Source organism: Cryobacterium sp. PH31-O1, assembly GCF_030063455.1.
Lineage (GTDB): Bacteria > Actinomycetota > Actinomycetes > Actinomycetales > Microbacteriaceae > Cryobacterium.
In genome coordinates, this window is record NZ_JASITB010000008.1 from 53,660 (window position 1) to 76,121 (window position 22,462).

The 22,462-nt window shown below is 64.9% G+C and carries 19 protein-coding genes; 3 read left to right on the top strand and 16 right to left on the bottom strand.

Annotation, left to right across the window (positions count from 1 at the left end):
- Positions 1-7: 7 nt before the first annotated feature.
- Entirely contained in the window at positions 8-1,675 is a 1,668-nt protein-coding gene (locus QMK31_RS15565) for an MDR family MFS transporter (RefSeq protein ID WP_283501865.1), read from the bottom strand.
- Positions 1,672-2,316 (bottom strand): TetR/AcrR family transcriptional regulator, encoded by a 645-nt coding sequence (locus QMK31_RS15570; protein WP_283501866.1) that lies wholly within the window; start codon positions 2,314-2,316, stop codon positions 1,672-1,674. The genes QMK31_RS15565 and QMK31_RS15570 overlap by 4 nt, the downstream gene beginning before the upstream one ends.
- Positions 2,317-2,484: 168 nt before the next feature.
- On the opposite strand from QMK31_RS15570, the gene QMK31_RS15575 reads away from it, so the two are divergent.
- Positions 2,485-2,946: a DUF3817 domain-containing protein gene (locus tag QMK31_RS15575; protein WP_283501867.1), complete on the top strand. Its 462-nt coding sequence runs from the start codon at positions 2,485-2,487 to the stop codon at positions 2,944-2,946.
- A 137-nt stretch (positions 2,947-3,083) separates the two neighbouring features.
- Here QMK31_RS15575 and QMK31_RS15580 read toward each other — a convergent pair whose 3' ends face one another.
- From QMK31_RS15580 to QMK31_RS15605, 6 genes are read right to left on the bottom strand one after another with little or no spacing between them, the layout of a single operon-like run.
- Positions 3,084-4,250 (bottom strand): alcohol dehydrogenase catalytic domain-containing protein, encoded by a 1,167-nt coding sequence (locus QMK31_RS15580; protein WP_283501868.1) that lies wholly within the window; start codon positions 4,248-4,250, stop codon positions 3,084-3,086.
- 35 nt (positions 4,251-4,285) lie between these two features.
- On the bottom strand, positions 4,286-5,050 hold the full coding sequence (locus tag QMK31_RS15585) for a phosphonatase-like hydrolase (RefSeq protein ID WP_283501869.1): 765 nt from the start codon (positions 5,048-5,050) through the stop codon (positions 4,286-4,288).
- The gene (locus QMK31_RS15590) at positions 5,047-6,207 is read right to left on the bottom strand and encodes a TIGR03364 family FAD-dependent oxidoreductase (RefSeq protein WP_283501870.1); all 1,161 of its coding nucleotides are present in this window, start codon (positions 6,205-6,207) and stop codon (positions 5,047-5,049) included. Before QMK31_RS15590 ends, QMK31_RS15585 begins: the two co-directional genes overlap by 4 nt.
- Positions 6,204-7,898 (bottom strand): PhnE/PtxC family ABC transporter permease, encoded by a 1,695-nt coding sequence (locus QMK31_RS15595; RefSeq protein WP_283501871.1) that lies wholly within the window; start codon positions 7,896-7,898, stop codon positions 6,204-6,206. The genes QMK31_RS15590 and QMK31_RS15595 overlap by 4 nt, the downstream gene beginning before the upstream one ends.
- A complete protein-coding gene (phnC, locus tag QMK31_RS15600; protein ID WP_283501872.1) occupies positions 7,895-8,785 on the bottom strand; it encodes a phosphonate ABC transporter ATP-binding protein in 891 nt (296 codons plus the stop codon). The genes QMK31_RS15595 and phnC overlap by 4 nt, the downstream gene beginning before the upstream one ends.
- 14 nt (positions 8,786-8,799) lie before the next feature.
- The gene (locus QMK31_RS15605) at positions 8,800-9,747 is read right to left on the bottom strand and encodes a phosphate/phosphite/phosphonate ABC transporter substrate-binding protein (RefSeq protein ID WP_283501873.1); all 948 of its coding nucleotides are present in this window, start codon (positions 9,745-9,747) and stop codon (positions 8,800-8,802) included.
- A gap of 406 nt (positions 9,748-10,153) precedes the next feature.
- Here QMK31_RS15605 and QMK31_RS15610 point away from each other — a divergent pair, with 406 nt between their 5' ends.
- On the top strand, positions 10,154-11,746 hold the full coding sequence (locus tag QMK31_RS15610) for an AMP-binding protein (RefSeq protein ID WP_283501874.1): 1,593 nt from the start codon (positions 10,154-10,156) through the stop codon (positions 11,744-11,746).
- Between the two features lie 180 nt (positions 11,747-11,926).
- Positions 11,927-13,627: an ATP-binding protein gene (locus QMK31_RS15615; RefSeq protein WP_283501875.1), complete on the top strand. Its 1,701-nt coding sequence runs from the start codon at positions 11,927-11,929 to the stop codon at positions 13,625-13,627.
- Between the two features lie 50 nt (positions 13,628-13,677).
- On the opposite strand, the gene QMK31_RS15620 is transcribed toward QMK31_RS15615, so the two are convergent.
- From QMK31_RS15620 to QMK31_RS15655, 8 genes are all read right to left on the bottom strand, one after another.
- A complete protein-coding gene (locus tag QMK31_RS15620; protein ID WP_283501876.1) occupies positions 13,678-14,523 on the bottom strand; it encodes an endonuclease/exonuclease/phosphatase family protein in 846 nt (281 codons plus the stop codon).
- A gap of 148 nt (positions 14,524-14,671) precedes the next feature.
- Positions 14,672-15,199, bottom strand: coding sequence for a flavin reductase family protein (locus QMK31_RS15625; protein WP_283501877.1), 528 nt, complete (start codon positions 15,197-15,199; stop codon positions 14,672-14,674).
- Positions 15,200-15,232: 33 nt separating this feature from the next.
- Positions 15,233-16,018 (bottom strand): SDR family oxidoreductase, encoded by a 786-nt coding sequence (locus QMK31_RS15630; RefSeq protein WP_283501878.1) that lies wholly within the window; start codon positions 16,016-16,018, stop codon positions 15,233-15,235.
- Positions 16,015-17,163: a LuxR C-terminal-related transcriptional regulator gene (locus tag QMK31_RS15635; RefSeq protein ID WP_283501879.1), complete on the bottom strand. Its 1,149-nt coding sequence runs from the start codon at positions 17,161-17,163 to the stop codon at positions 16,015-16,017. Before QMK31_RS15635 ends, QMK31_RS15630 begins: the two co-directional genes overlap by 4 nt.
- A gap of 65 nt (positions 17,164-17,228) precedes the next feature.
- On the bottom strand, positions 17,229-18,629 hold the full coding sequence (locus QMK31_RS15640; RefSeq protein ID WP_283501880.1) for a styrene monooxygenase/indole monooxygenase family protein: 1,401 nt from the start codon (positions 18,627-18,629) through the stop codon (positions 17,229-17,231).
- Between the two features lie 220 nt (positions 18,630-18,849).
- On the bottom strand, positions 18,850-19,881 hold the full coding sequence (locus QMK31_RS15645; protein ID WP_283501881.1) for an ABC transporter permease: 1,032 nt from the start codon (positions 19,879-19,881) through the stop codon (positions 18,850-18,852).
- Positions 19,865-21,358: a sugar ABC transporter ATP-binding protein gene (locus QMK31_RS15650; RefSeq protein ID WP_283501882.1), complete on the bottom strand. Its 1,494-nt coding sequence runs from the start codon at positions 21,356-21,358 to the stop codon at positions 19,865-19,867. The genes QMK31_RS15645 and QMK31_RS15650 overlap by 17 nt, the downstream gene beginning before the upstream one ends.
- Positions 21,358-22,377, bottom strand: a complete 1,020-nt coding sequence (locus tag QMK31_RS15655; protein WP_283501883.1) for a sugar ABC transporter substrate-binding protein — start codon at positions 22,375-22,377, stop codon at positions 21,358-21,360. The genes QMK31_RS15650 and QMK31_RS15655 overlap by 1 nt, the downstream gene beginning before the upstream one ends.
- Positions 22,378-22,462: the final 85 nt, after the last annotated feature.

Sequence of the window (22,462 nt, forward strand, 5' to 3'; positions counted from 1 at the left end):
ACGCGCATCAGTTCGCGGCGGCCGGTCGAGCGGATGCTGCCGGCTCCGCCTGCCTGTTCGTCTCAGCCGGAGTGTTCGTTGCGCGGCCGGGGAAGCTCTCGAGGCGAACGTAGGTGGCACCATCCGTTTCGAGGGTTTCGGGAAGGATATCGCGCTCGATTGTGGTGGCGAGCGGCTTCTCGGTCACGAAGCAGAGCAGGATGACGGCCACGATCACGAGCGGCACCATATAGAGGAACACCGGGGTGAGCGCGTCGTTGTAGCCGCTGATGATGACCTGGCGGGCGGCCTCTGGCAGATCGCGCACCATGGCCGGGGTGAAGGAGTTCGCGGCGCCGGCTCCGCCGGCGGGCATCCGCTCGCTGAGCAGCTCGGTCAGGCGGGCGGCGAACAGGCTGCCGACCACGGCGGAGCCGATCGAGGCCCCGATCTGGCGGAAGTAGTTGTTCGAGGCAGTGGCCGTTCCGACCTGCGAGTTCGGAAAGGAGTTTTGCACGATCAGAATGAGGATCTGCATGCTGAGTCCCAGACCGACGCCCATGACGGCGAGGTAGCTGCAGAGTACCCAGATTGCCAGGGTGGGCGTCATGGTCGAGAGCAGCATGAGGGCGACGCCGACGATGACCGTGCCGGCGATGGGCATCCACTTGTAGCGGCCGAATTTGCTGACCAGCCAGCCGGAACCGATCGAGCTGATCAGCAGCGCGGCCATCATCGGGATCATCAGGAACCCCGCCTCCGTGGCGTTCGCGCCGGTCACCATCTGCAGGTAGGTGGGCAGGTAGGCGAGGGCGCCGAACATCGCGATACCGGTGATCAGGCCGGCGATGGTGGTGAGGTTGAAGTTGCGGTCTGTGAACAGGTGCAGCGGCATGATCGGCTCGGCGGCTCGGCGCTCGACCGCGACGAAGGCTACGGCAGCGACGATGGTCGCGGTAATCAGCGACAGGATCAGCAGGGAATCCCAGTCGTAGGTGGTGCCGCCCCAGGTGGTCGTGAGTACGAGCCCGGTGGAGGCCAGGGCGAGCAGCCCCATGCCGGCCACATCGAGCTTCGGTACGGCATGGTCGACCTTGGGCAGGCGCAAGAAGAATAGCGCGGTGACGATGGCGAGGGCGCCGAGGGGGATGTTCATCCAGAACGCCCAGCGCCAGCCGATGCCTTCGGTGAACCAGCCGCCGAGAAGCGGGCCGGCCACGGAGGACAGTGCAAACACGCCACCCATGATGCCCATGTACTTGCCACGCTCGCGGGCCGGAACGACGTCGGCGATGATGGCCTGCGAGAGGATCATCAGCCCGCCGCCGCCGAGGCCCTGCACGGCGCGACCGATGATGAGCCAGGTCATGTCGGGGGCGAGGCCGCCGACGATCGAGCCGAGAATGAAGATGCTGATGGCGCCGATGAACAGGCCCTTACGGCCGATCAGGTCGCCGAGTTTGCCGTAGACCGGCAGCATGATGGTCGACGCCAGAATATACGCGGTCGTCACCCACAGCATGTGGTCGACGCCGTTGAGCTCGCCGACGATTGTCGGCAGGGCGGTACTGAAGATGGTCTGGTCGAGCGAGGCGAGCAGCATGGTGACCATGAGCCCGGCGAAGACCAACAAAATGTGACGCTTGCCGGGGATGGCTTCGGCCGGGGCCTCGCGCGGGGAAAGTGTGGTGGTCATGAAAGTTTTTCGGTTACCTCTCTGGCGAGCGAAATTGCTCGTGATTCAAGTTGTTCGGCCGCACCGTCGGCGTCGGTCGGGTTCATTTCGGCCCATTCCTTGACGGCCACCCGCACCGCGCCGCCGCAGAGGGCAAGCACCAGTTCAGCGGATGCCGCAAGCTCGGCCGGTGCGTCGCTCGCGAAGCGCACGTCCCGCGCCGCCAGCGCCGCGACGGCTTCGGTGACCTCCGTGGTGAGCTGGGTGAACTGGGCGAGCTGGGTGGTGAGCAGCTGCGGGTGTCGGCGCAAAATCTCCAGCCGGTCCTCGCGCATGGTCGGACGGGTCGACGGCGGACCGATGACGGTCAACAGCAGGTGAATAACCGAGTCGATCAGTCCGTGCGCGGCGACGCGGTCGCAGTGCGCGGCGAGCTCGACAGCCTCGATCCTGGCCTGACGCAGGCCGAGGATCGCGGCATCCTTGCTCTCAAAGTAGTTGAAGAAGGTGCGCGGCGACACGTCGGCGAGTTCGCTGATCGCATCGATCGTGGTGTGCTCGAGTCCCTCCTGAAGCACGAGGGTGACCGCGGCATCTTCGAGCCGCAGGCGAGTTTCGAGGCGTTTGCGGTCACGCAGGCCCAGGTTCGGTTCGACTATCACAACGCCAATTCTTGCGCACACTGCGTTTTTGCGCAACTGCAAACTTACAGTGATGCAGTTTTCTCGGCGAACGTTCAGGCCAGCGGGGTTTGTTCAGGCCAGCGGAGTTTGTTCAGGTGGGGCTGCGAGGATGAAGTTTCCCTGCCCCGCCATGAGTCGAAAGTCACCATGACCCCGCGCCTGCTGTTTCGTTCCGTTGCCATTGCCGAAGCCATCACCTGGGCGCTGTTGATCGCCGGAATGGTGATGAAATATGTGCTCGAGGTCGGTGAGCTCGGGGTGCAGATCGGTGGCTTCGTGCACGGCCTCGTCTTCATCGCCTTCGGCATCACGGCCCTGCTCGTGGGCGTGAACCAGCACTGGAGCGTGCGCCTCACCCTGATCGCCATGGTCACCGCGATCATTCCGTTCGGCACGGTCCCGCTCGACCGCCGGCTCGAAAAGAACGGGCTGCTCGACGGTGGCTGGCGGCATGCCCGCACCGACGATCCCCGCGATCACACCCGGGTGAGTGCCGTGCTCCGCTGGATGCTGGCTCGCCCGGCGCTGCTCGCCGCAATCATGGGCGTCGCTCTGGTATCGATCATGGCCACGCTGCTCACGATCGGCCCGCCCGGCGGTGCCAGCTAGCCTCCCCCGCAATGCGGACTCAATGCGGACTCAATGCGGACGGGGCCCGGGCCCGGGCCCTAGGCCCAGTTTATAAGCTGGGCCCGTGGACGGGGCCTGGGCCCCGTCCGAAGAGGTAGAGCGAGACTCCGGGGCGGTCAGCCGAGGGTCGCCGGCAGTTGCGGGGTGAGGCCGACGCGGGGGTGGCGGGCCGTGGCGGCCAGTGCGAGGGCGGCATCCGCTTGTGTGAGGTCGAAGGTCGCACCGACCAGGGCCGAGAACGGATACCGGTGCCAGGCTCCGCTCAGATAGGTCACGGCCTGCGCCAGGTCGTCCGGGGTGTAGTTGTGCACACCACGCACGGTGAGCAGGCGTCGCACGATCAACTCCGGGTCGAGCGGCACGGCCTCTCCCGGCGAGACCGTTCCAACGAGCACGATCACCCCGCCGACGCCGATCACGTCGAGAGCGGTGCGCACGGCCGGTCGGGCGCCGCTCAGTTCGAGGGCGATGGTCGGCTCGGCGGCACCGGCCTGCTGCAGCGCGGTGAGCACGCTCGCCACCCCGGTCGGTGAATCATACGGGGCACCCGGGTCAGCCACGGCCGCGGCCCCGAAGGCCAGCGCACGCTGCCGGCGAGCGGCATCCGGGTCGCTGACGACGACGAAAGCGCCGGCATCCGTCGCCATCGCGCAGGCCGTGACGCCGAGCATTCCGGCGCCGGCCACCAGCACGGTCGCGCCGGCCAGCGGCACGAGAGCGGATGCCGCCCCCAGCGCGGCGACGACGGTGGCCGTCGCGCAGGACGCCGGCGCCAGGACCGTCGCCGGAACCTGTTCGTCGACGACCACGACGGCCGTGCCAGTACGCACCTGCACGTGGGTGGCGAATCCGCCGCTGAGTTCCCAGCCCCGCCGCATCCGCTCATGGCCGTATTTGGCCAGCTCCAGGCATTTCTGGGGCAGGCCGCGACGGCAGCGCTGGCAGGTTCCGCAGCTCACCGTGACCGACCAGACCACCCGCTGCCCGACCTGCAGAGGTATTCCGTTTGCGGCATATGCCGGTTCGGCCACGGCAACGATGCGACCGACCTGCTCATGACCGAGCACGAGCGGCTTATCGGCCGGGCGGTCACCCAGGGCCGTGTGCACGTCGGAACCGCAGACCGTGACCAGTTCGACCTCGACCAGCACGTCGCCGAGACCCAGTAGCACGCCAGGGACCGCCACGGCGTTTAACGGAAGGCCGATACCAGACCAGACCATGGCCTCGGCGGCGCGCGGCAAAACGACCTCACGGCCGACTGGGCGGGCAGTCAGCGTCACAGGCGAAGGTGCGTGTGGGTCGTATTCGGTCATGACTACTCGATCGTGTTCTCACGCAGACCGAGTAGTTCGGCGAGGTCGGCGACACTCTTGATGACCACGTCAGCTCCGGCGTCCTCGAGGGTGTCGGTGTCGTGGGTGCCGGTGAGCACACCAACGACGAGGCCGGCGCCCGCATTCAGGCCGGAGAGCATGTCGCTGGCCGTGTCGCCGACGACGACCATGGCGGCGACGCTCGACGCCCCGGTGCGCAGCAGCGCGGTGAGCGGCAGGTCGGGGTAAGGGCGGCCACGGCCGGCCTCTGCCGGGCACACGCTCACGTCGATGAGGTCGCTCCAGCCGAGCTTCTCGATGAGCGTGTTCTGCGTTGCCCGGGAGAATCCGGTGACGAGGGCCACCTTCACTCCGGCGTCACGGAGTTCCTGGAACAGGTCGGCGGCGCCCGCGATCGCCGTCACACCGACCTGCTCGATGAGTTCCCCGTAAGCGGTTTCGAAAGCGGCGGTCGCGGCGACAGCCGCCTCTTCGGAGTCGGCCAGTTCGCGAAAGACATCGAGCTTGGATTGCCCCATGGTCTCGCGCACGAACGCGACGGCTTCCTCGAGTTGGTCGGTGGTCTCGGCCAGGCCGCTGCGCTCGGCGGCGCGCACGAAGGCCCGTTCGACGAGTCCATCGTCGCTCACCGTGGTTCCGGCCATGTCGAAGACGACGAGTTCGACGTCGACGTCTTCGGTGTCAAAGTCATCCTGGTCGAGGTCGAGGTCGAGATCGAGATCGAGGGAGAGGGGTGCGGTGCTCATGAGGTGCCTTTCAGTGAGGGGATGGAATCGCAGACAGAGGCAATGACATGCTCGGCGAGGCCGAGACCGGTCGTCATGCCGATCCCGGTCGTCGCCGCAACGAGGTGCACACCGGGTTCGGGTTCGTCGATGAGAAAGTCGGCGCGGCCGCTGGCGTAGACGCCCTGCCACCGTTCGAGCACCCGCGGGCGCGGCACGCCGAAGAGCTCAGCGGCGAGTTTCAGCAACTGCTCGAACGCATTCTCATTCTGGAATGGCGAGACGGATGCCCCGCGATAGTGGGTGTCCCCAACGATCAGTGAGCCGTCGGGCAGCTGGGTGTACATCTGGTTGAGGTCGAGTTCGGCGAGCGCCGGATACTCCCGCCGCAGTCGTTCGCCCAGCAGGGCGGCAGCCGGCAGCTCGTCAAACGCTCCGTAGCGCAGCAGTGACCAGCCAGTGAGAACCGGTGCGGGCAGCGGCGAACGCAGACCAGCGTCGACGCGCAGCATGTCCAGGCCGCACCGACGGATGCCGTCACGGAGGGCGACCTCGGGGTACAACTGGTCGATGTCGTGGTTGACCGCCACGATGACCGCTCCGGCGTCGATCGCACCACGCGTCGTCGTGACCCTTCCAGGGCACACCATTGTGACGGCGGTGCGGTAGCGAAACACGACGCCCCGACCGGCCAGATAGTCGGCGAGGCCGGTGCCGGCCTGGCGGGGATTGGCCTGCAGATCCCAGGGCAGCAGCGCCCCGCCAACGGCCGTGCCATGCGCGAGCGGCAGGCGCGCCTCGACCTCGGCAGCGCTCAGCAGCAGTACATCGGGCTGGCCGGAGCCGAAGACCGATACGCTCCCCCGCTCGTCGGCCAGCTCGCGCAGCACCGTCATCTCGTCGTCGTGGCGGGCGACGACGACCGTGCCCGATTCGCGCAACCAGAGGCCGGCATCCGTCGCCAGCCGCAGCCAGATCGGGCGGGAAAGCGCGGCGAACTGACGAGCCAGTCCGCTTTGCGGGGTGAAACAGAGGTGCCCGAAATTGCGAACGGATGCCCCGCTCGGCGCCGCCGCGCGGTCCACGACGACCACGGACAGGCCCCGGTCGATCGCGGCGAGCGCGTGCCCGAGGCCCACGATGCCGCTGCCGACAACGACAACGTCGAAGGCCGTCATCGGAACACCCGGCGCATCCACATGGCGAGGCCCTCGACCACCAGCACCGTGACAAGAATCATCAGCACGATGGTGGTGACCAGGTCATACCGAGACCCCTGGCCGGCGTTCAGCAGGTAATAGCCGACCCCGCCGCCGCCAACCAGTCCCAGGATGGTCGCCGCCCGAATATTGGTGTCGAGCAGGTAGAAACTGTGGCCGATCAGTGCTTTCATACCCTGCGGCACGGTCGCACCGGCATAGACCTGCAGGCGAGTCGCGCCCGCGGCCGTCAACGCCTGTTCCGGACCGGGCCCTACCTCTTCGAGCGAGTCGGCGAGCAGTTTACCGAGCAGGCCAACGCCGCCGATCGCGAGGGCGATGGTGCCGGCCTGGGCGCCGAGGCCGGTCACGACGATGAGCGCGATGGCCAGGATGATCTCGGGGATGCCGCGGATCGCGACGAGGAACAGCCGCATTCCGCTGCGCACCCGAGCCGACGGTGCCACGTTGCGGGCGGCGAGCGACCCGATCACGATCGAGGCGACGATCGTCAGGATGGTCGCGGCGAGGGCGATCGCGATCGTCTCGCCCATCGCGGCCACCATGACGGGCGCGGTGTAGCTGCCGAAACTCGGCGGCCAGAACTTGGCGGCCGTCTCGGGCACGTAGGACCAGACCGTGAGAAAGTCGCCCCACTTGATGTCGCAGATCCAGACGCTGCCGACGACGACCAGCACGAAGAGCACGCCCCACGCTGCGTTCCGCAGCCGGGCGTAGGTCCAGGGATGGTGCGAGGCATCCGCTGTCACCCCGGTCACGCCGAGTCGCCGCAGCAGCCGGTCGCCGAGCCCGCGACCGGTCGGGGCCTGGCCGAGCATGACGACGCGCACCGAGCTCGACACAATCTCCATGACGACGCACAGCGCGAACATGACGAGGGCGATGCCGAGCCCGAGCGAGTAGTTGAGCGATTTGAAGGCGTACGACATCTCCAGGCCGAGCCCGGCCACGCCGACATAGCCGAGGATGACCGACCCGCGCAGGTTGATGTCGTTGCGGTGCAGCACGGTGGCGACCCACGAGGGAAGCACCTGCGGCAGCACGCCCGCGAAGAACTCCTGCGAGCGGCTGCCGCCCGCCGCGCGGATCGCCAAGCGTGGACCCTCATCGATCTGCTCGATCGCATCGGCAAACATCTTGCTGATCATGCCGATCGAGTGGATGCCGATGGCCAGGATTCCCGGCAGGGTGCCCAGCGAAAACATCAGCACGAACACCATCGCGAGCACGACGTCGGGCACCGACCGGGCCAGCACACCAAGAAAACGAGCCAGGCCCATCCAGCCCCGACCCGGCGAGGTATTCGCGGCGGCCAGCCAGGCCAGCGGCACCGAACAGACTGCGGCGAACAGGGTGCCGAGCAGCACGAGACCCACCGTGAGGCCGGTCAGGTAGAGCAGCTCGCCCGGCGCGGGAAAGCTGATGACGCCGACTCGGTCGAAGAACCGGGTGGCGTTCGACAAGCTCGCCGCCATCTGCGGCAGCGAGATATCCACGCTGACCAGCGACAGAACGGATGCCACCACCAGCGCCAGCAGGGTCAGCCCGGCCGCGATTTTCTCCGGCTGGGCGCGATGCTGTGGGGTGCGATGCTGCGGGGCGGCGGCATCCGCTGGGCCGGGCCGGGGATGCTCGAGCGTGAGGGTCATCGCCGGTTGTCCCGCGCGAAGGCAAACGTCTGCAGGTCGAGCTCGTCCTGCTCGTCGGGCTCACCCTGTTCTATGGCGCCCAGTTCGGTTTCGATCGCGTCGAGCTCACCGGTCGAGGTCGTGACCCGGCCGTAGATCTCCATCACGTTCTGCTTGGACAGGCCCTGGGTGGAGGTGTCGAGCACGACCTCGCCGTGCCGCAGGCCGACGATGCGATCGCCCCAGGACAGCGCAAGGTCGACCTGGTGCAGGCTGCACACCACGGTGAGACCGCTGTCGATCGCGATCTCACGAATGAGCGCCATGACCTGGGCGCTGGATTCCGGGTCGAGCGAAGCCACGGGCTCGTCGGCGAGCAGAATATCGGGGTTCTGCATGAGTGCCCGGGCGATGCCCACCCGTTGCTGCTGCCCGCCGGAGAGGGTGTCGGCGCGCTGGTAGGCCTGAGCGAGCAGGCCGACGCGGTCGAGGTGGCCGAGCGCGGCCAGCTTGAGTTCGCGGCGGTAGCCCCAGAGGCCCAGCCGCGGTCCGCGCACCCGAAACAGGGCTCCGGTCAGCACATTTTCGAGAACGGTCAGTGATCCGACCAGTTCGAATTGCTGAAAGACGAAGCCGACCCGACCGCGCAGGGCGCGGAGCGGTCGACCCTTCAGTCCCGATACCTCTGAACCCAGCACGGTCACCGTGCCGGTATCGGGCCGGTCCAGGCCGTCGAGGTGCCGCAAAAGAGTGGATTTGCCCGAACCCGACAGCCCGAGCAACACCACGATCTCGCCGCGCGCGACGGTGAGCGACACGTTGTTCAGGGCCGTGGTTTCCCCGAAGGTTTTCGTCACACCGCGCACGTCGATCACCGGTTCCGCCGCGAGGGCGGAACCGGTCACCACGCCTGGAGTCGCTGTCAGCCCTGGCACTGCGAGGCCGACGTCTTCACACAGATGTCGCGAATGGTGTCGTAGTACGCGTCGTCGACCGGCTCGGTGGCGTAGAACGTGTCGCGGAAGGCCTGGGTGTCGGCGCTCGTCACGCCGGAGGTAATGATGTCGTCGATGGTGACCTGGCCAAGCACCTCGGTGAGAGTGGTCTTGAGTTCGTCGGGCAGGGTGTCGGAGACGACGATCGGCGCACCGGGAACCATGGTTTCGGCGATCACCTTGACCTTGTCGCTCTTGGCGACCTCGCTGTCTTCGGCGAAGCCGACCTCGCATTCCTTGCCCTCGCCCACCTTCTGCACACTCACATCGTGCTTCCCCGCAAACACCGGGGTGACGTCGGCGACCGGGTCGACGCCAGCTTCGAGCAGGTTGTAGGAGGGGAACAGGTAGCCGCTGGTCGACGACGGGTCGACGAAGCAGACCTTCTTGCCGGCGAACTCCTCGAGCGTCGTGATGTCGCTGTCGGCCGGAACGATCGCCTGCGAGTAATACCCAGGAACCTCGCCCTCGGTCGTGACGATCGAGGAGATCGGGGTGATGGCCGCGCCGTTGTTGGTCGCGGTGATGTAGGTGAAGCCGGAGAACGATGCCACGTCGATCTTGCCGGCAATAGCCGCTTCGATCAGGGCGGCATAGTCCGTCGACTCGTGGTACTCGACGGTCTTGCCGGTCTCCTGCCCGATGTAGTCCATCAGCGGCTGGTAGTTGGTCTGCGTGTCGACGGAGTCGGGCACCACCCCGAAGACGAGGGTGTTCTCATCGGCGGCATAGCTCACGCCGGTGGTGTCAGTGCCGGTCGCATCGGCCGGGTCTGCCGAGCAGGAGGCCAGGCTCAGAGTGAGCAGAACGGCGGCGCCGGCCGCGAAGGCCGCTTTCGCTGCGGGAGAAGTGGTGCGTGCGCTGTGGATTGCCACGTGAAACCTTCCTGGTCGGGGCATTACGTTCACTCACGTTAAGCCGGTCGCCCGAACGGCACAGGCGCCCTGGGTAACGGGCAGGTGAACGCGTCATGGCCACTGTTTCTGCAGAGGAGACCGCGTAAACTGGCTGAACCGGGGTCCCTGATGGAGAACCCGGGCAGACGTCGGGCGAAGAAGAACTCGGCTACTGGGTTGTGGGGGGAACGAACGTGGCGGGACCGTTAATTTTTGTAGCTAAAGACAGTGCATTGAGCCTGAGTGCGCGCAGCGACTGCGTTCGGGGCGACCTGGGCGCGATCATCGACGAGTTGAACCGGGGCTGACTGGCACCCAACGCACAGTTTCACCGAAGCCCGGGGCAGTACCGTGAACGCCTGCACCCGATCAAAGGAGATCCCCCGTGTTCACGAGCCCCTACGCTCCCGTCGAGATTCCCGTGCAAAGCATTTTTGACTACCTGTTCGGTGATCTCACTGACGCGGAGCTCGATCGCACCGCCGTCATCGACGGCGCCAGCGGCGCGAGCATCAGCTATCGCACCCTGGTCGATCAGATCAACCGGGTGGCCGGCGCCCTCGCAGCCGACGGCGTTGGCCCTGGCACCGTCATCGGGCTGCTCTGCCCGAACACCCCCGAATTCACCGCCGTCTTCCACGGAATCCTGCGCTCCGGCGCCACGGTCACGACCATCAACTCGCTCTACACCCCCGACGATATCCAACGCCAGCTCGACGATTCCGGCGCCACCTGGCTCGTCACCGTTTCACCGTTGCTGGCTGGCGCCCGGGCCGCCGCTCACGCCGCCGGCATCTCCAACGAGAACATCATCGTGCTCGACGGTGAGGCGGGGCATCCGTCCCTGGCTGATCTGCTGCAAGCGGATGCCGCCGCCCCCGTCATCAGCATCGACCCCGCCACCCACGTGGCCGTTCTGCCGTACTCGTCGGGCACTACCGCGGCGCCGAAGGGTGTCATGCTCAGCCACCGCAACCTGGTCGCCAACGTGCAGCAGGCCCGCGACCTGATCGGCGTCGTGCCGGACGACAAGGTGCTCGCTCTGCTGCCGTTTTACCACATCTACGGAATGACGGTGCTGCTGAACCTCGCCTTCAAACAACGGGCCGCCCTGGTCACCATGGCGAAGTTCGACTTCGTCGAGTTCCTGCGCATGATCCAGGATCACCGCTGCAGCTACGTGTTCATCGCGCCGCCGATTGCGGTAGCCGTGGCGAAGCATCCGCTGGTCGAGCAGTACGACCTGTCGAGCGTGCACACCATCCTCTCGGGGGCGGCGCCGCTTGACGGCGCCCTCGCGGCGGCCGTTGCCACCCGGCTCGACTGCCGCATTCTGCAGGGTTATGGCATGACCGAGGTGAGCCCGGTGAGTCACCTGATTCCGATCGACGCTTTGCACCTGTCGCGCGCCTCGGTCGGCGTGACCGTGCCGAACATGGACTGCAAGCTGGTATCGACCGAGACCGGCGAGGAAATCGTGGTGCCCGAGAGCGGGGTGAGCGAGCCCGGCGAGCTGCTGGTGCGCGGCCCGAATGTGATGCTCGGCTATCTGAACAACGAGCAGGCCACCCGGGAGACCATCGACGCAGACGGTTTTCTGCACACCGGCGACATCGCCACGGTGAGCGCGCAGGGCGAGGTGACCATCGTCGACCGCAGCAAAGAGCTCATCAAATATAAGGGCTACCAGATTGCACCGGCCGAGCTTGAGGCGCTGCTGTTGACCCATCCAGAGATTGCGGATGCGGCCGTGATCGGGGTAGCGGATGCCGACGGCCAGGAGATTCCGAAGGCCTACGTCGTCGTCGTGCCCGAGTCGGCCGTCACGGCCGAGGAGGTCATGGCGTACGTGACCGAGCGGGTCGCCCCGCACAAAAAGGTGCGCGCGGTCGAGTTCATCGACGCGATCCCCAAGTCAGCGTCGGGCAAGATCCTGCGCAAGGACCTGCGCGCCCAGGAGCGTGCCGCCGCCCAGTAGCGCCGGCCGCACCACGACGCCGCAGAGTTGCTCACTTTGGCCTGACTCATTTTCTCACTGAGAGCTATAGTGAGACTACAGTGAATATATAGTGAGGGCGCAGTGAAGACTAGTCAGGGATCGCTCAGAGAAGTCATCAGCAGCATTCGACGCGCTGGAACGGATCTGAGACAGATCGAGGTGAAAGCTGCCGTCCGCGAGCTGCCCAAGAGTCTCTGGCCCACAGTCAGCGCCTTCAGCAACCATGGTGGCGGGCTCATCATCCTCGGTCTCTCCGAAGAAAATGGCTTCAACCCAGCCGAGGGGTTCGACGCAGCCCGCATCCGTGATTCAATCTCCGATGCATTTCGGCCGCGCGGACCTTCCGAACCAGCTGGCCCCATCAGTCCACGCCCCGTCGGCGCGATCGACATAGTCGACGTCGACGGCGCCCAGGTCGTGATCGTCGACGTCGCCGAGCTCCCCCCAGAAAGCAAGCCGTCATACGTCACGAATCAAGGCGTCGAGGCTGGCACCTACGAGCGGGTGGGTGATGGTGATCGGCGCATGAGTACCTACGCAATATTTCTCCTGACCTCGGACCGCGGTCAACCTCGTGACGACAGCGCACTCGTTGCCGGCTCGACGATCACTGACTTGGACCCAGCCCTCGTCGATAAATTCATTGCGCGGCTGAGAAGAACGCGCGCGCGATCGATCGCGGATCTGACGGCAACAGCAGATATTCTGCAGCGGCACAATGTCATAGGTACCGGCGGAGTTCTGACGCGCGCTGGGCTCCTGACCCTGGGGCGCTACCCCCAGCAGTACTTCCCTCAGCTGATGATCACATTTGCGGCCTACCCGGGACGCACTAAAGCCGATATCGTCGGCGACATTCGGATGCTCGACCGCCAGGTCATTGAGGGTCCGATCCCCGTGATGGTCGACGATGCCGTTCGCGCGGTCCTGAGCAATCTCAAGATGCGGCGCGTTTCCCGTGGTGCCGGAGCTGCGGATGAACCAGAAATCCCGGTGGACGCCGTGCGCGAGGCCATTGCCAATGCCCTCACCCATCGCGACTACAGCGACTTCGCGCTTGGCGACCAAGTGCGAGTGGAGATTTACCCGGACCGGCTGGAAGTCTGGAGCCCGGGTGGCATCTGGGGCGGTCGCAGGGTGGTAGATCTTTTCGACGGCAGCTCTCGCTCTCGCAATCAAGTGCTCGCGAGTTTGCTCACGGAAGTCCCCTTCCCCGACAGAGACGAAACCGTCTGTGAAAACGCTGGGTCGGGAATCTTGCGGATGGCTGGTGTGCTGGGTGGAATGGGACTCCCCGCTCCGCGTTTCACCGCTACGTCCACCAGCATGACCGTCACCCTCGACCGGCATGGATTGCTCACACCGGAGATGTCCTCCTGGCTGTCGGGCATCGGGGCAGCGTCGCTGGATCCCGATGCGCAGCGAACTCTGGCCCTGGTGCATCGGGGCTACGACGTCGAAGATCAACTTTTACGGGCCCAATTTGGCATGGATTCCACCGACGCGCGACTGATTTTGCGAGCACTCGTGGCCGACAGCTGGCTTCGATTCCCGTCGCAACCTGGCGGCGCATACCGCCCGGGTCCAGGACTCCTCGATGCCGAGTTGAACGAAAACACCCTGTTCTCGGACGTTGCGGTGCCACCGGCCAAACACCCTGGAGGTAGTCTCGATCAGAGGATTATCAAGGCCATCGGGCAAAATGATCAACTCAGCATCAACGAGCTGGCGACAATTACACAGAGCAGCACAAACTCCCTGCGCCCTCGCTTGCGAGTACTCATCGAACAGGGTGCCCTGGTTCCGACTGCTCCACCACAAAGCCGCAACCGACGCTATCGACGGCCCCCTGGCGAGTAAATCTCAATCTGCCAGGTTCGGTGTCTCCCAGAGAACAGGTCAGTGCGAAGTCACTTCTCGAGTTTCGAGGGCGGTGCCCCGAAATTCACGACGGTTTGCATCGGGGCGTGGTCCGAGGGCCAGCCGCCCTCATAGCGATTCACGTTGATGGCGGCTTTCAGCACGGTGACGCCGGGCGTGACGAGGAGCCAGTCGATGCGTTTGAGGTTGCGCTGCGGCGGGCGGTAGTTCAAAAACGTTCCCCACTCTTCGGTGACGCGTTCTTCTGCTGTGTTCCAGGCATCCAGAAGCAGGCCCTGGCCGGTGAGACGGTCATAGGGGGCGGTAGCCGCATCCGTGTTGAAATCGCCGGTCACGATAGTGGGTAGCAATGATGCGGCCACGATTCGTCGGAGTACGTCGGCGGATCGCAGCCGCGAGGAGCGGGAGCGGTGGTCAAAGTGCGTGTTCACGGCCTGAAACTCGACGCCGGTGGCGATGTCTCGAAAGGACGCGTCAACGACGACCCGCGGAGTGTGATTGCCCCACGAGGTGGAACCCGGCCGCGACGGTGTGTCGGAGAGTGCCGACTGCTTCCACTCGAGCACGCGCAGTCGACGTGAATCGTAGAAGATCGGACAGCCTTCCCCGCCCTTGTTGGCTTCCCGGCCATAGCCGATCGAGCGGTAACCATCGCCGAGCGCGTGACGCACGAAGTTCGCCTGGTCGAACAATGCTTCTTGCATGCCGATCAGGGCGGGCTGTTCCGCCGCGAGCAGTCGTTTCAGCAGCGGCCGGCGGTGCACCCACCGATCGGGGCTGCGCGCGTTGAGGTGCGGCAGGCGTCGACGGATGTTGAAACTCATGACGTGCAGATCCGGCGCGGCAACGGTGCCGATGAGTGCGCTGGCTGTCATGGGAACAGCCTAGGGCGCGCTGACAGACGCTGATGTGGCTGGCGACCTTCTGCCGGGCACCAGCGGTTCGCGCTGTCTCGTTCCGCTTGAGTCGGCTTTCTCGGACGAGCCCGCCGACTGATGCCTTCACCTCGGTGCCCGCTGCCGCCTACTGGCGCCGGCTCGGCGCCGCCGGATGCTCCTGGGAAAGCCGGTATCCGCCGGAGAAGAACAGCAACGGGTCGCCGTCGAGTTTCTTATAGTTCTCGACCTGGCCGATGAAAATGGTGTGGTCGCCTTCCTGGGTGCGCGACACTGTGCGACACGAGAATCGGGCGAGGACACCCTCGATTTCCGGTACACCGGCTGCGTCTTCTGCCACGTTGAGTCCCGCAAACTTGTCGGCAGCGGGGGTGGCGAATTGGCGTGACAGCAGGTGCTGATCCGCCGAAAGCACGTGGATGGCGAAGGCCTCGGCCGCGACGAAGTCGGGCAGGCTTCCGGCCGAATTCGCGAGGCAGAACAGCAGCAAGGGCGGATCAAGAGAAACGGAGGTGAACGAGTTTGCGGTCATTCCGACCGGCCGCCCGTCAGCTCCCCGAGCGGTGATCACGGTGACACCCGTCGCAAATTTGCCGAGGGTGTTTCGCAGATCAACGCTGTCAAACGGCGTCGCTGTGGTTGCTGAAATGGTCATTGCTTTGTCCTTTCCTGTGGTGTGGTCACTGCGTTAGTTGGTCAGCTGGGCCATCAGTTGGTCGGCACGTTCAGGACCCATGGCTGAGTACCCGCCGTCAGCCGTGTAGTTGGCGCCGGTCACGATCGACGCAGCATCAGAACAAAGGAATGCGACCACGGCCGCGACTTCGGACGGGTTCCCGGTGCGTCCGGTGAGGTGTACCGGCGCGGCGATCGCATCGGTGCGCGCGCGATCACCGCCGCTGAGCGTATTCATCACGGAGGACCAGGTCCAGCCCGGTGACACCGAATTCACCCGGATCCCGTGGGGCGCGAGATCCATCGCCATGCTCCGCGTGAGCTGGCTCATCGCGGCCTTGCTCGCCGGGTAGACCCAGCGGCCGGCCTGGGCCACATCCCCCGAAATGGACGTGAAATTGACAACGGATGCGCCGCGCCGATTCTGCAGGTGCGGCACCACAAGCTGGGTGACGATGGCGGCACTGACCAGGTTCACGTTGAGCGCTGTGAGCCAGTCGGCCCGGGTGGTCGCGAGCCCGTTGTCCAGATAGGTGCAGGCGAGGTTGACGAGCACATCAACACCGCCCTGGCGGGCGACGACATCAGCGACCGCTCGGGCGACCGCAGCGTCGTCGGTCAGGTTGACGTCGTAGAAGCGCGCCGCCGAACCCAGGCGAGCGGCAACCTCCGTTCCGGCCACCACGTCAATGTCGAAGACGGCGACCTGATCACCGTTGTTGACGAAATTTTCCGCGACCGCGGCGCCGATCATGGTGGCACCGCCGGTGATGATGACGCTTCTGGCGTGGGGATTCATTTCTGGCTCCGATCAGTGGGTTCATCCGGGGAGGGAAAATGGGGCGGCGGGCTCGTTGCGGCTGTGCCCAGCGCCAGTCGGGTCAATTCGACGCGCGAGTGCACGCCGAGCTTGCGGTAGACCGACTTCACGTGCTGCTTGACCGTGTACGGGCTGAGGGAGAGCGCTTTGGCGATGGCGTCGTCGCTGCGGCCGAAGACCACATGGCCAGCGACCCTACTCTCCTGCGGTGAGAGATCGCGTGCCAACGCGGCCGGGAGCGCTTTAGCGGACTGGATCGACGCATTCAACTCGATAACGCTCACCAACACGGTGCGATCGTGGGTGGTAGAGGTGAAGTTCCGCAGCGCAACTCGGCGCTCTTCGCCCTCCACGACAACTTCGCTTGAGAAGACCTGGCAGAGGCTCTCCTTTGACGTGCGGGCCGCCGCCATCAACTCTTCGAACCACAGCAGAGGGTTGTTCGGCGCCAGCCTGTGCAGAAGGTCAATCGCGGCCGGATTCATGCGGCGCTTGCCTGTCGTGGTGTCGCTCACCACCATGGCTTGGTCGGAGCGCTGAAATGCCTCGAGCAGCTGGTCTCGCTCGGTGAATACCCCCTGCCGCTCCGTCATGCCGCCGACAGCCAGGCCCACGACGTTGCCAAGCGTGCCGGCCATTACCTGCTCTATCGAGGATGACAACGCGTTCTGATCGCGATCGGCGAAGTTCAGCGTTCCCAGCACCTGCCCCCGGAAGAGGATGGGAGCCTCGAGCACCATGCGCATGTCGTGCACCGCGAGGACCTCCTGAAAGAAGGAGGAGTCGACCCACGCTGACTCCGACATCAGCCCGGAGCTGTGCACCGGCTTCTTGCTGGCAACGGCCTCGCGCAATACTGGATCAACGTGGCGCCCGAAGTGTTCGTACAGGGTGAGAAAGCGATCGCTCACCCCGGTCGCGGCGGCCATCGCCGCAGCCTCGCGCGGAACCTCGAACAGGTAGATACCGAACGCCTTGGTCTTGATCATGCCGGGAAGTGTGGCCATACACACGTCCTGCACCTCGCCACGGCTGCCGGCTTCGGTGAGCGCGCTCGTGAACGCGGCCAGGCTCCCGGCAAAGTCGGCGCCGAACCTGTCGGCCGTTGAATCCGAAACATTCATGTGGGGTCGTCTCCTTCAGGTCGCTGTAGAACCGCACCGTGTGCCAGGCGGGCCAGAGGTCTGCGCTACGAGTTTCGGGCGAGAACGCTGGAGGGAATTTCAGTCGCCTCGGCTCGGGGAAAGTTCTCTCCCCTGACCGTGTTCTTGATCATGGCGCCCAATGCTTTGGCGTTTCCACGGGCCACGACCGATGCTGCGGAGCGCCCGGTGTGGTGGGTGATCCACTTGTCCGTCTCAGTTTTCTCGGCCAGCCAGGGGAAGGCGCTCGGCGGCCGGTTGAAGGATTTCAGCAACGGGCCGCGCAAGCGCGAGTCCGCAAACGCAGCCGTCATGACGCGCACCCCCGTTGGAATCAAGGGCTCCAAGAAAGTGTTCGTGAAACGGTAGGCGCCTTCGATGTGGCTGGCATAGAAGGCCTCGAAGGTGTCATCCATCCAGTCCCGGCTGAAGGCCAGGTCACCGCGCGCCAAGATGGCGTCGAAATACTGCCCGACCTGGCGGATGCCTGAACCGGCACCTTGGCCGCAAATCGGGTCGTAGCTGACCGAGGTGTCGCCGAGACTCATCACCGGGTAACCACCGCTCGTGACACCGGACCCGGTACGCACCGACGGGGCAAAAGACCCAGTGAGCCAACTGAACGGATCGTCCAGGAGTGGTTCCATGTTCTCCATGGCCGGCCAGTCCCAGGGGACGAATTCTTGAATGAGTGCCTTGGCCGTTGCGAAGGCCTGATGGATATCAGTCACCTGGTCCCACCGGTCAAACGGTCCGCCCGGGCGGGCTTCAAAGACCAGCGACCAGACTCTTTCGCCACTCTTGTGCAGGAACGGAACCCAGAAAATTTCCCCAGCGCCGCCGAAAAGGTTGAAGCAGACCGGGGTCATCCCTGGAAGCCGGTTGCTGAACGCCGTTCCGTCGGAGGCGATGCCGCGCACCAGGATCATGGCGAGTTTGCGCTGGGGCGCGTCGTACACGCTGCGCGCTGCATTGCGAGGAAAGAGGGCAGACAGCCCGCCCTTGCCGGTCGCCACAACGGTCAGCGCGCTTGCCGCCGCGATCTCGTCCAGCCTGCGCAGAGAGACCGTTTCGATCTGAATATCTCCGCCGAGCGCCGCTAGCTGCTTCATGCGGTCGTAGGACTTGAGCCGCACGTCCGTGGCGAGCCCGGCCGCTTCCTCGAGCGGGCTCCCAAAAGCGATGAGCTCCTGCCCCACCTTGGGAGAGAAAAACAGGTGGACCGCGTCCATCGGAGCGCCCTGATCTGAATAGTCCGCAGCCCCGAGACGAATCTCGGTAGCCACCGAGTCGGCGAAAATTGCCGCAGTGCCCGTTGGGGAGGTCTCGTCGCGGATACCCTCGGCATCCTTGTCGCTGAACAATCGCACATCGTAGCCGGCACCGGCCAGCCCGACCGCCAAGAGAGTTCCGGCGTGTCCAGCTCCGATAATCGAGATTTGCTCCATTGTGATTCTCCTCCTGGGTCTCGGTGCGCCCCCTGTGCGGCACCCCGTGGCGATTTGGGCAAGTGTACGGCGGAGAGATTCCGCACCGACATCACTCGAATGGGTCGAAAAAGTCCCTCCCTCGAATGAGGGATGCACGGGCCCAACGCACGAAATCCTCACCGGCGCAGCGAGAATGCCGGCGCAGGAAAGGATGTCGTGTGAACAGGGCAGGCTGGTTTCAGGTACCGGACAGTCTTCTGTCGCGGCGCATCCGGAACCAGTCCAAGAGCACTGCGGCGAGGAGCACAAAGCCCGTGACGACGCTCTGCCAGAACGACGAGATCTGGCTGATCGTCATGCCGTTGGAGATGATGCCCAGGAAGAGAGCGCCGAGCAGGGTACCGACCATGCTTCCGGCTCCGCCGGCAAAGCTGGTGCCACCGAGCAGAACAGCAGCGGCCGCGACCAATTCCATGCCGGTGGCCGCCGTCGGCGAAGCAGAGGCCAGGCGGCTGGATTCAAGGACGCCGGCCAGCCCGCACAGGCCGGCGCAGATCGCGTAGGCGACCGCCCTGACCAACCACACCTTGATCCCCGACAAGCGAGCGGCCTCAGCATTGCCGCCGACCGCATAAAGCATGCGGCCGAACCCGGTGTACCGGGTGACCAAGATCGCCAACACAAGCACAGAGAGCGCGATGATCACCAGCCAGGGTACGCCCAGGAATCGCCCGCTGCCGATGAGTCGCGAGGCCTCCACCTGGTAGAGCGAGAGGCCGTGCCCCTCAGTGATCACCTGCCCGGTGCCGCGAAACAACGACATGGTTCCGAGTGTGACGACGAAGAAGGACAAGCCCAGTTTGCCGATCAGCAGGCCGTTGAACACCCCGCCGAGAATCGCTGCGGCGATGATCACGAGAATGGCAGCGACGTAGAAGTTCACACCGCTTTCGAGCAGTTTGGCCACCAGAATTCCGGACAGGGCCAGCATCCCGCCCACAGAAAGGTCAAATCCGCCGGTGAGCAGAACGAAGGTGAGCCCGATGGCGACGAGGAGCAGTACGGAGTTGGTTTCCAAAATGGCAATCAGGTTCTGCGGGGTAGCGAAGGTCGGTTGGGTAATCGCGAGGTAGCCGACCAGAACCACCAGCATCACTCCGATGCCGATATAGACCCGGATGCCCTCGTAGATCCTTCCGGCCAGGCGTCGGCGGGATCCCGGCGGGACGATGCTTCGGGCTGGCGCTGACTGACTAGTGTGCGTAGACATGAGACTCCAGCTTCCCGCCCGCTGACAGCAGGGCGATGTTGTGTTCAGAAATGAGGTCGCCACGCAGATCGCCGACGACTTCGCCTTCGTGCATGACCAGGACACGGTCACAGATGCCGAGAATTTCGACGAGATCCGACGATGCCAGCAGCACGGCCATGCCGCTTCGGGCCTGCTCTTCGATGATCTGGTAGATGTCATCGCGTGCCCCGATATCCACACCCCGCGTCGGCTCGTCGAGCAAGAGCACGGTGGGGTCCTTCGACAGCGCTCGGGCTAGCACGACTTTCTGCTGGTTTCCGCCCGAGAGGGAGGTGACCGGTGCCAGCACGTTGGACGTCTTTATCCCGAACCGGGCCACCGCTGCGCGGGTTCGCCGACGTCCACGCGCGCGATTGACGAAACCGAGCCAGGGAACGGCGCCGAGCTCGTAGTTTTCGTAGATGCTGTCGGTGACGATGAGACCTTGAGTGTGCCGGTCCTCTGGCACCAGAGCTAGGCCGCAGCGGAGGGAGCGCCGCGGATTGTTGAGCGGAACCTGGGTGCCGTCCACTGTGACGACGCCGTCAGTCACCTTCCGCACGCCAGCCAGTGCCTCAAGCAGTTCCGTGCGTCCGGCTCCGACGAGGCCAGCCAATCCCACGATTTCTCCGACCTGAACGTTCAGGGTGAGGCGTTTGTGCGATCCCGCCAGTTGCAGATCCTGCACCACCAGCCGCGGCGCAGCAGCTGATGTCGCGTAGTCCTTGGTGCGACGCACGATGTCTCGGCCGACCATCAGGTTGACCAGCTCGTGCTCGCGCAGATGCTCTTTGGGCAGCTCACCGGCAAAGGCGCCATCGCGAAGCACAAAAGCACGGTCAGCAGTGGAGGTCATTTCGATAATCCGGTGTGTGATCATGACGGTGGAGAGCCCGCGCGCCTGAAGTCGTTTGATGAGGGCGAGCAGAAATTCGACCTCCTTCTCGCCGAGCCGACTTGTGGCCTCGTCGAGAATCAGGAGCTTCGGTTCGACGACGAGTGCCTTCGCGATCTCCACAAAAGTTTGTTGCACCGGGCCTAGGCGGGACACCGGCAGGTAGGGGTCGATCTGAACACCCAGCTCATCGAGAATGCGCGTGGTGCGGGCGACCAGATTTCGGCGGGAGACCAGTCGACGGGTGCGGTGCCGCAGGAATGGCAGCATCACGTTTTCATAGACCGGCAGGTGGGGAAGCACGGTCAGTTCCTGGGCCACGAGGGCAATGCCCTGGTCCAGGGCCTCCAACGGGCTGTGGAAGCTGACCGGCCGACCCTCGATTCGGATCGTTCCGCTGTCCGGCACCACGACACCAGACAGGATCTTGACCAGGGTGGATTTGCCTGAGCCGTTCTCGCCGGCCAGGGCGAGAATTTCGGCGCGATTCACCGTGAGGTCAATGTTGCACAGTGCCGTGACGGCTCCGTACGTCTTCGTGATGCCGGACAGCGAGATCATTACTTGCTCGCAGTTACGTTGAGGGTGGAAACCCCATCCTTTGTGCTGATGTCCACGCTCGTCTTCGAGGCCAGCAGGGCCTTGATCGGTGTCCAGCTTGACGCGTTGGCGCTCGTGATGAGGGTGGATTCCATGACCACGGTCGCCGGGATGGTTCGCCCCTCGGCGAGCTCGTGGGCGGCCCAGCCGAGTCCCATGCCGAGTTGCACGGGGTGGAAGTCGAAGGTCGCCGCGAGTCGGCCATCTTTGACCCCGTCGACGCCTTCCTGGGAGCCGTTCATGCCGATGACGATCGGTGTGAAATCACCCGACTTGGCTGATGCAGCACCCAGAGCACTGTCGTCGTTGTAGGCGAAGATGGCCTGGATTTCCGTGCCGAAGCGCGATTTCCAGGCGTCCACGATCGGGCGGGCGCCGTCGGCGGTGTCGAGTCCGTTGACCTCGCTGGCCAGGATGTTCAGGCCCGTGGATTTGGCTCCGTCCTGGAAACCCTTGTTGCGCGCATCGAGAACGCCGACGGTCGGCACGCCCTCGATCTGCACAACGTTGGCCGCGGCGTCGACGTTCTCACCGATGTAGCTCGCGGCCTGCTCGGCGGAAGCGTAGTTGGTGACCTGGAAATTCGACGTGTACGGGCCGCCCTCTGTCGTGTCCTGCACGATGACGGGAATACCCTGCTCGTTGGCCTGTTCAATGGCCGGCTGGATGCCCAGCGGGTCGATGGGCCACACGATGAGCACGTCGACCTTGCGATTGAGCAGCGACTGTACGTCGGAGAGTTGCTTGCTGGTGTCGTACTGGGCGTCGGTGACGATGAGCTCCATGCCCAAAGCGTCGGCCTTGGCGCGGATACCATCCTCGATCGCCTTGTTATTGGGGTTGGACTGGATCGCACCGGCGTAACCGATGGTAAATTTCTTGTCGCCGCCGATGGAGGCATCCGTCGGGTTGGCTGCGCAGGAGCTCAAGGACAGTAGCAACACTGCAGCGCTGGCGAGGAGAAGCGTCTTCTTCATCATTTCAATCGATCCTTACTTTCGGGTAGGCAGGGAGCATCTGGGCGTAGTTGCAGGACGTAACCACCAGTCGTGGCTACGGGTTGGG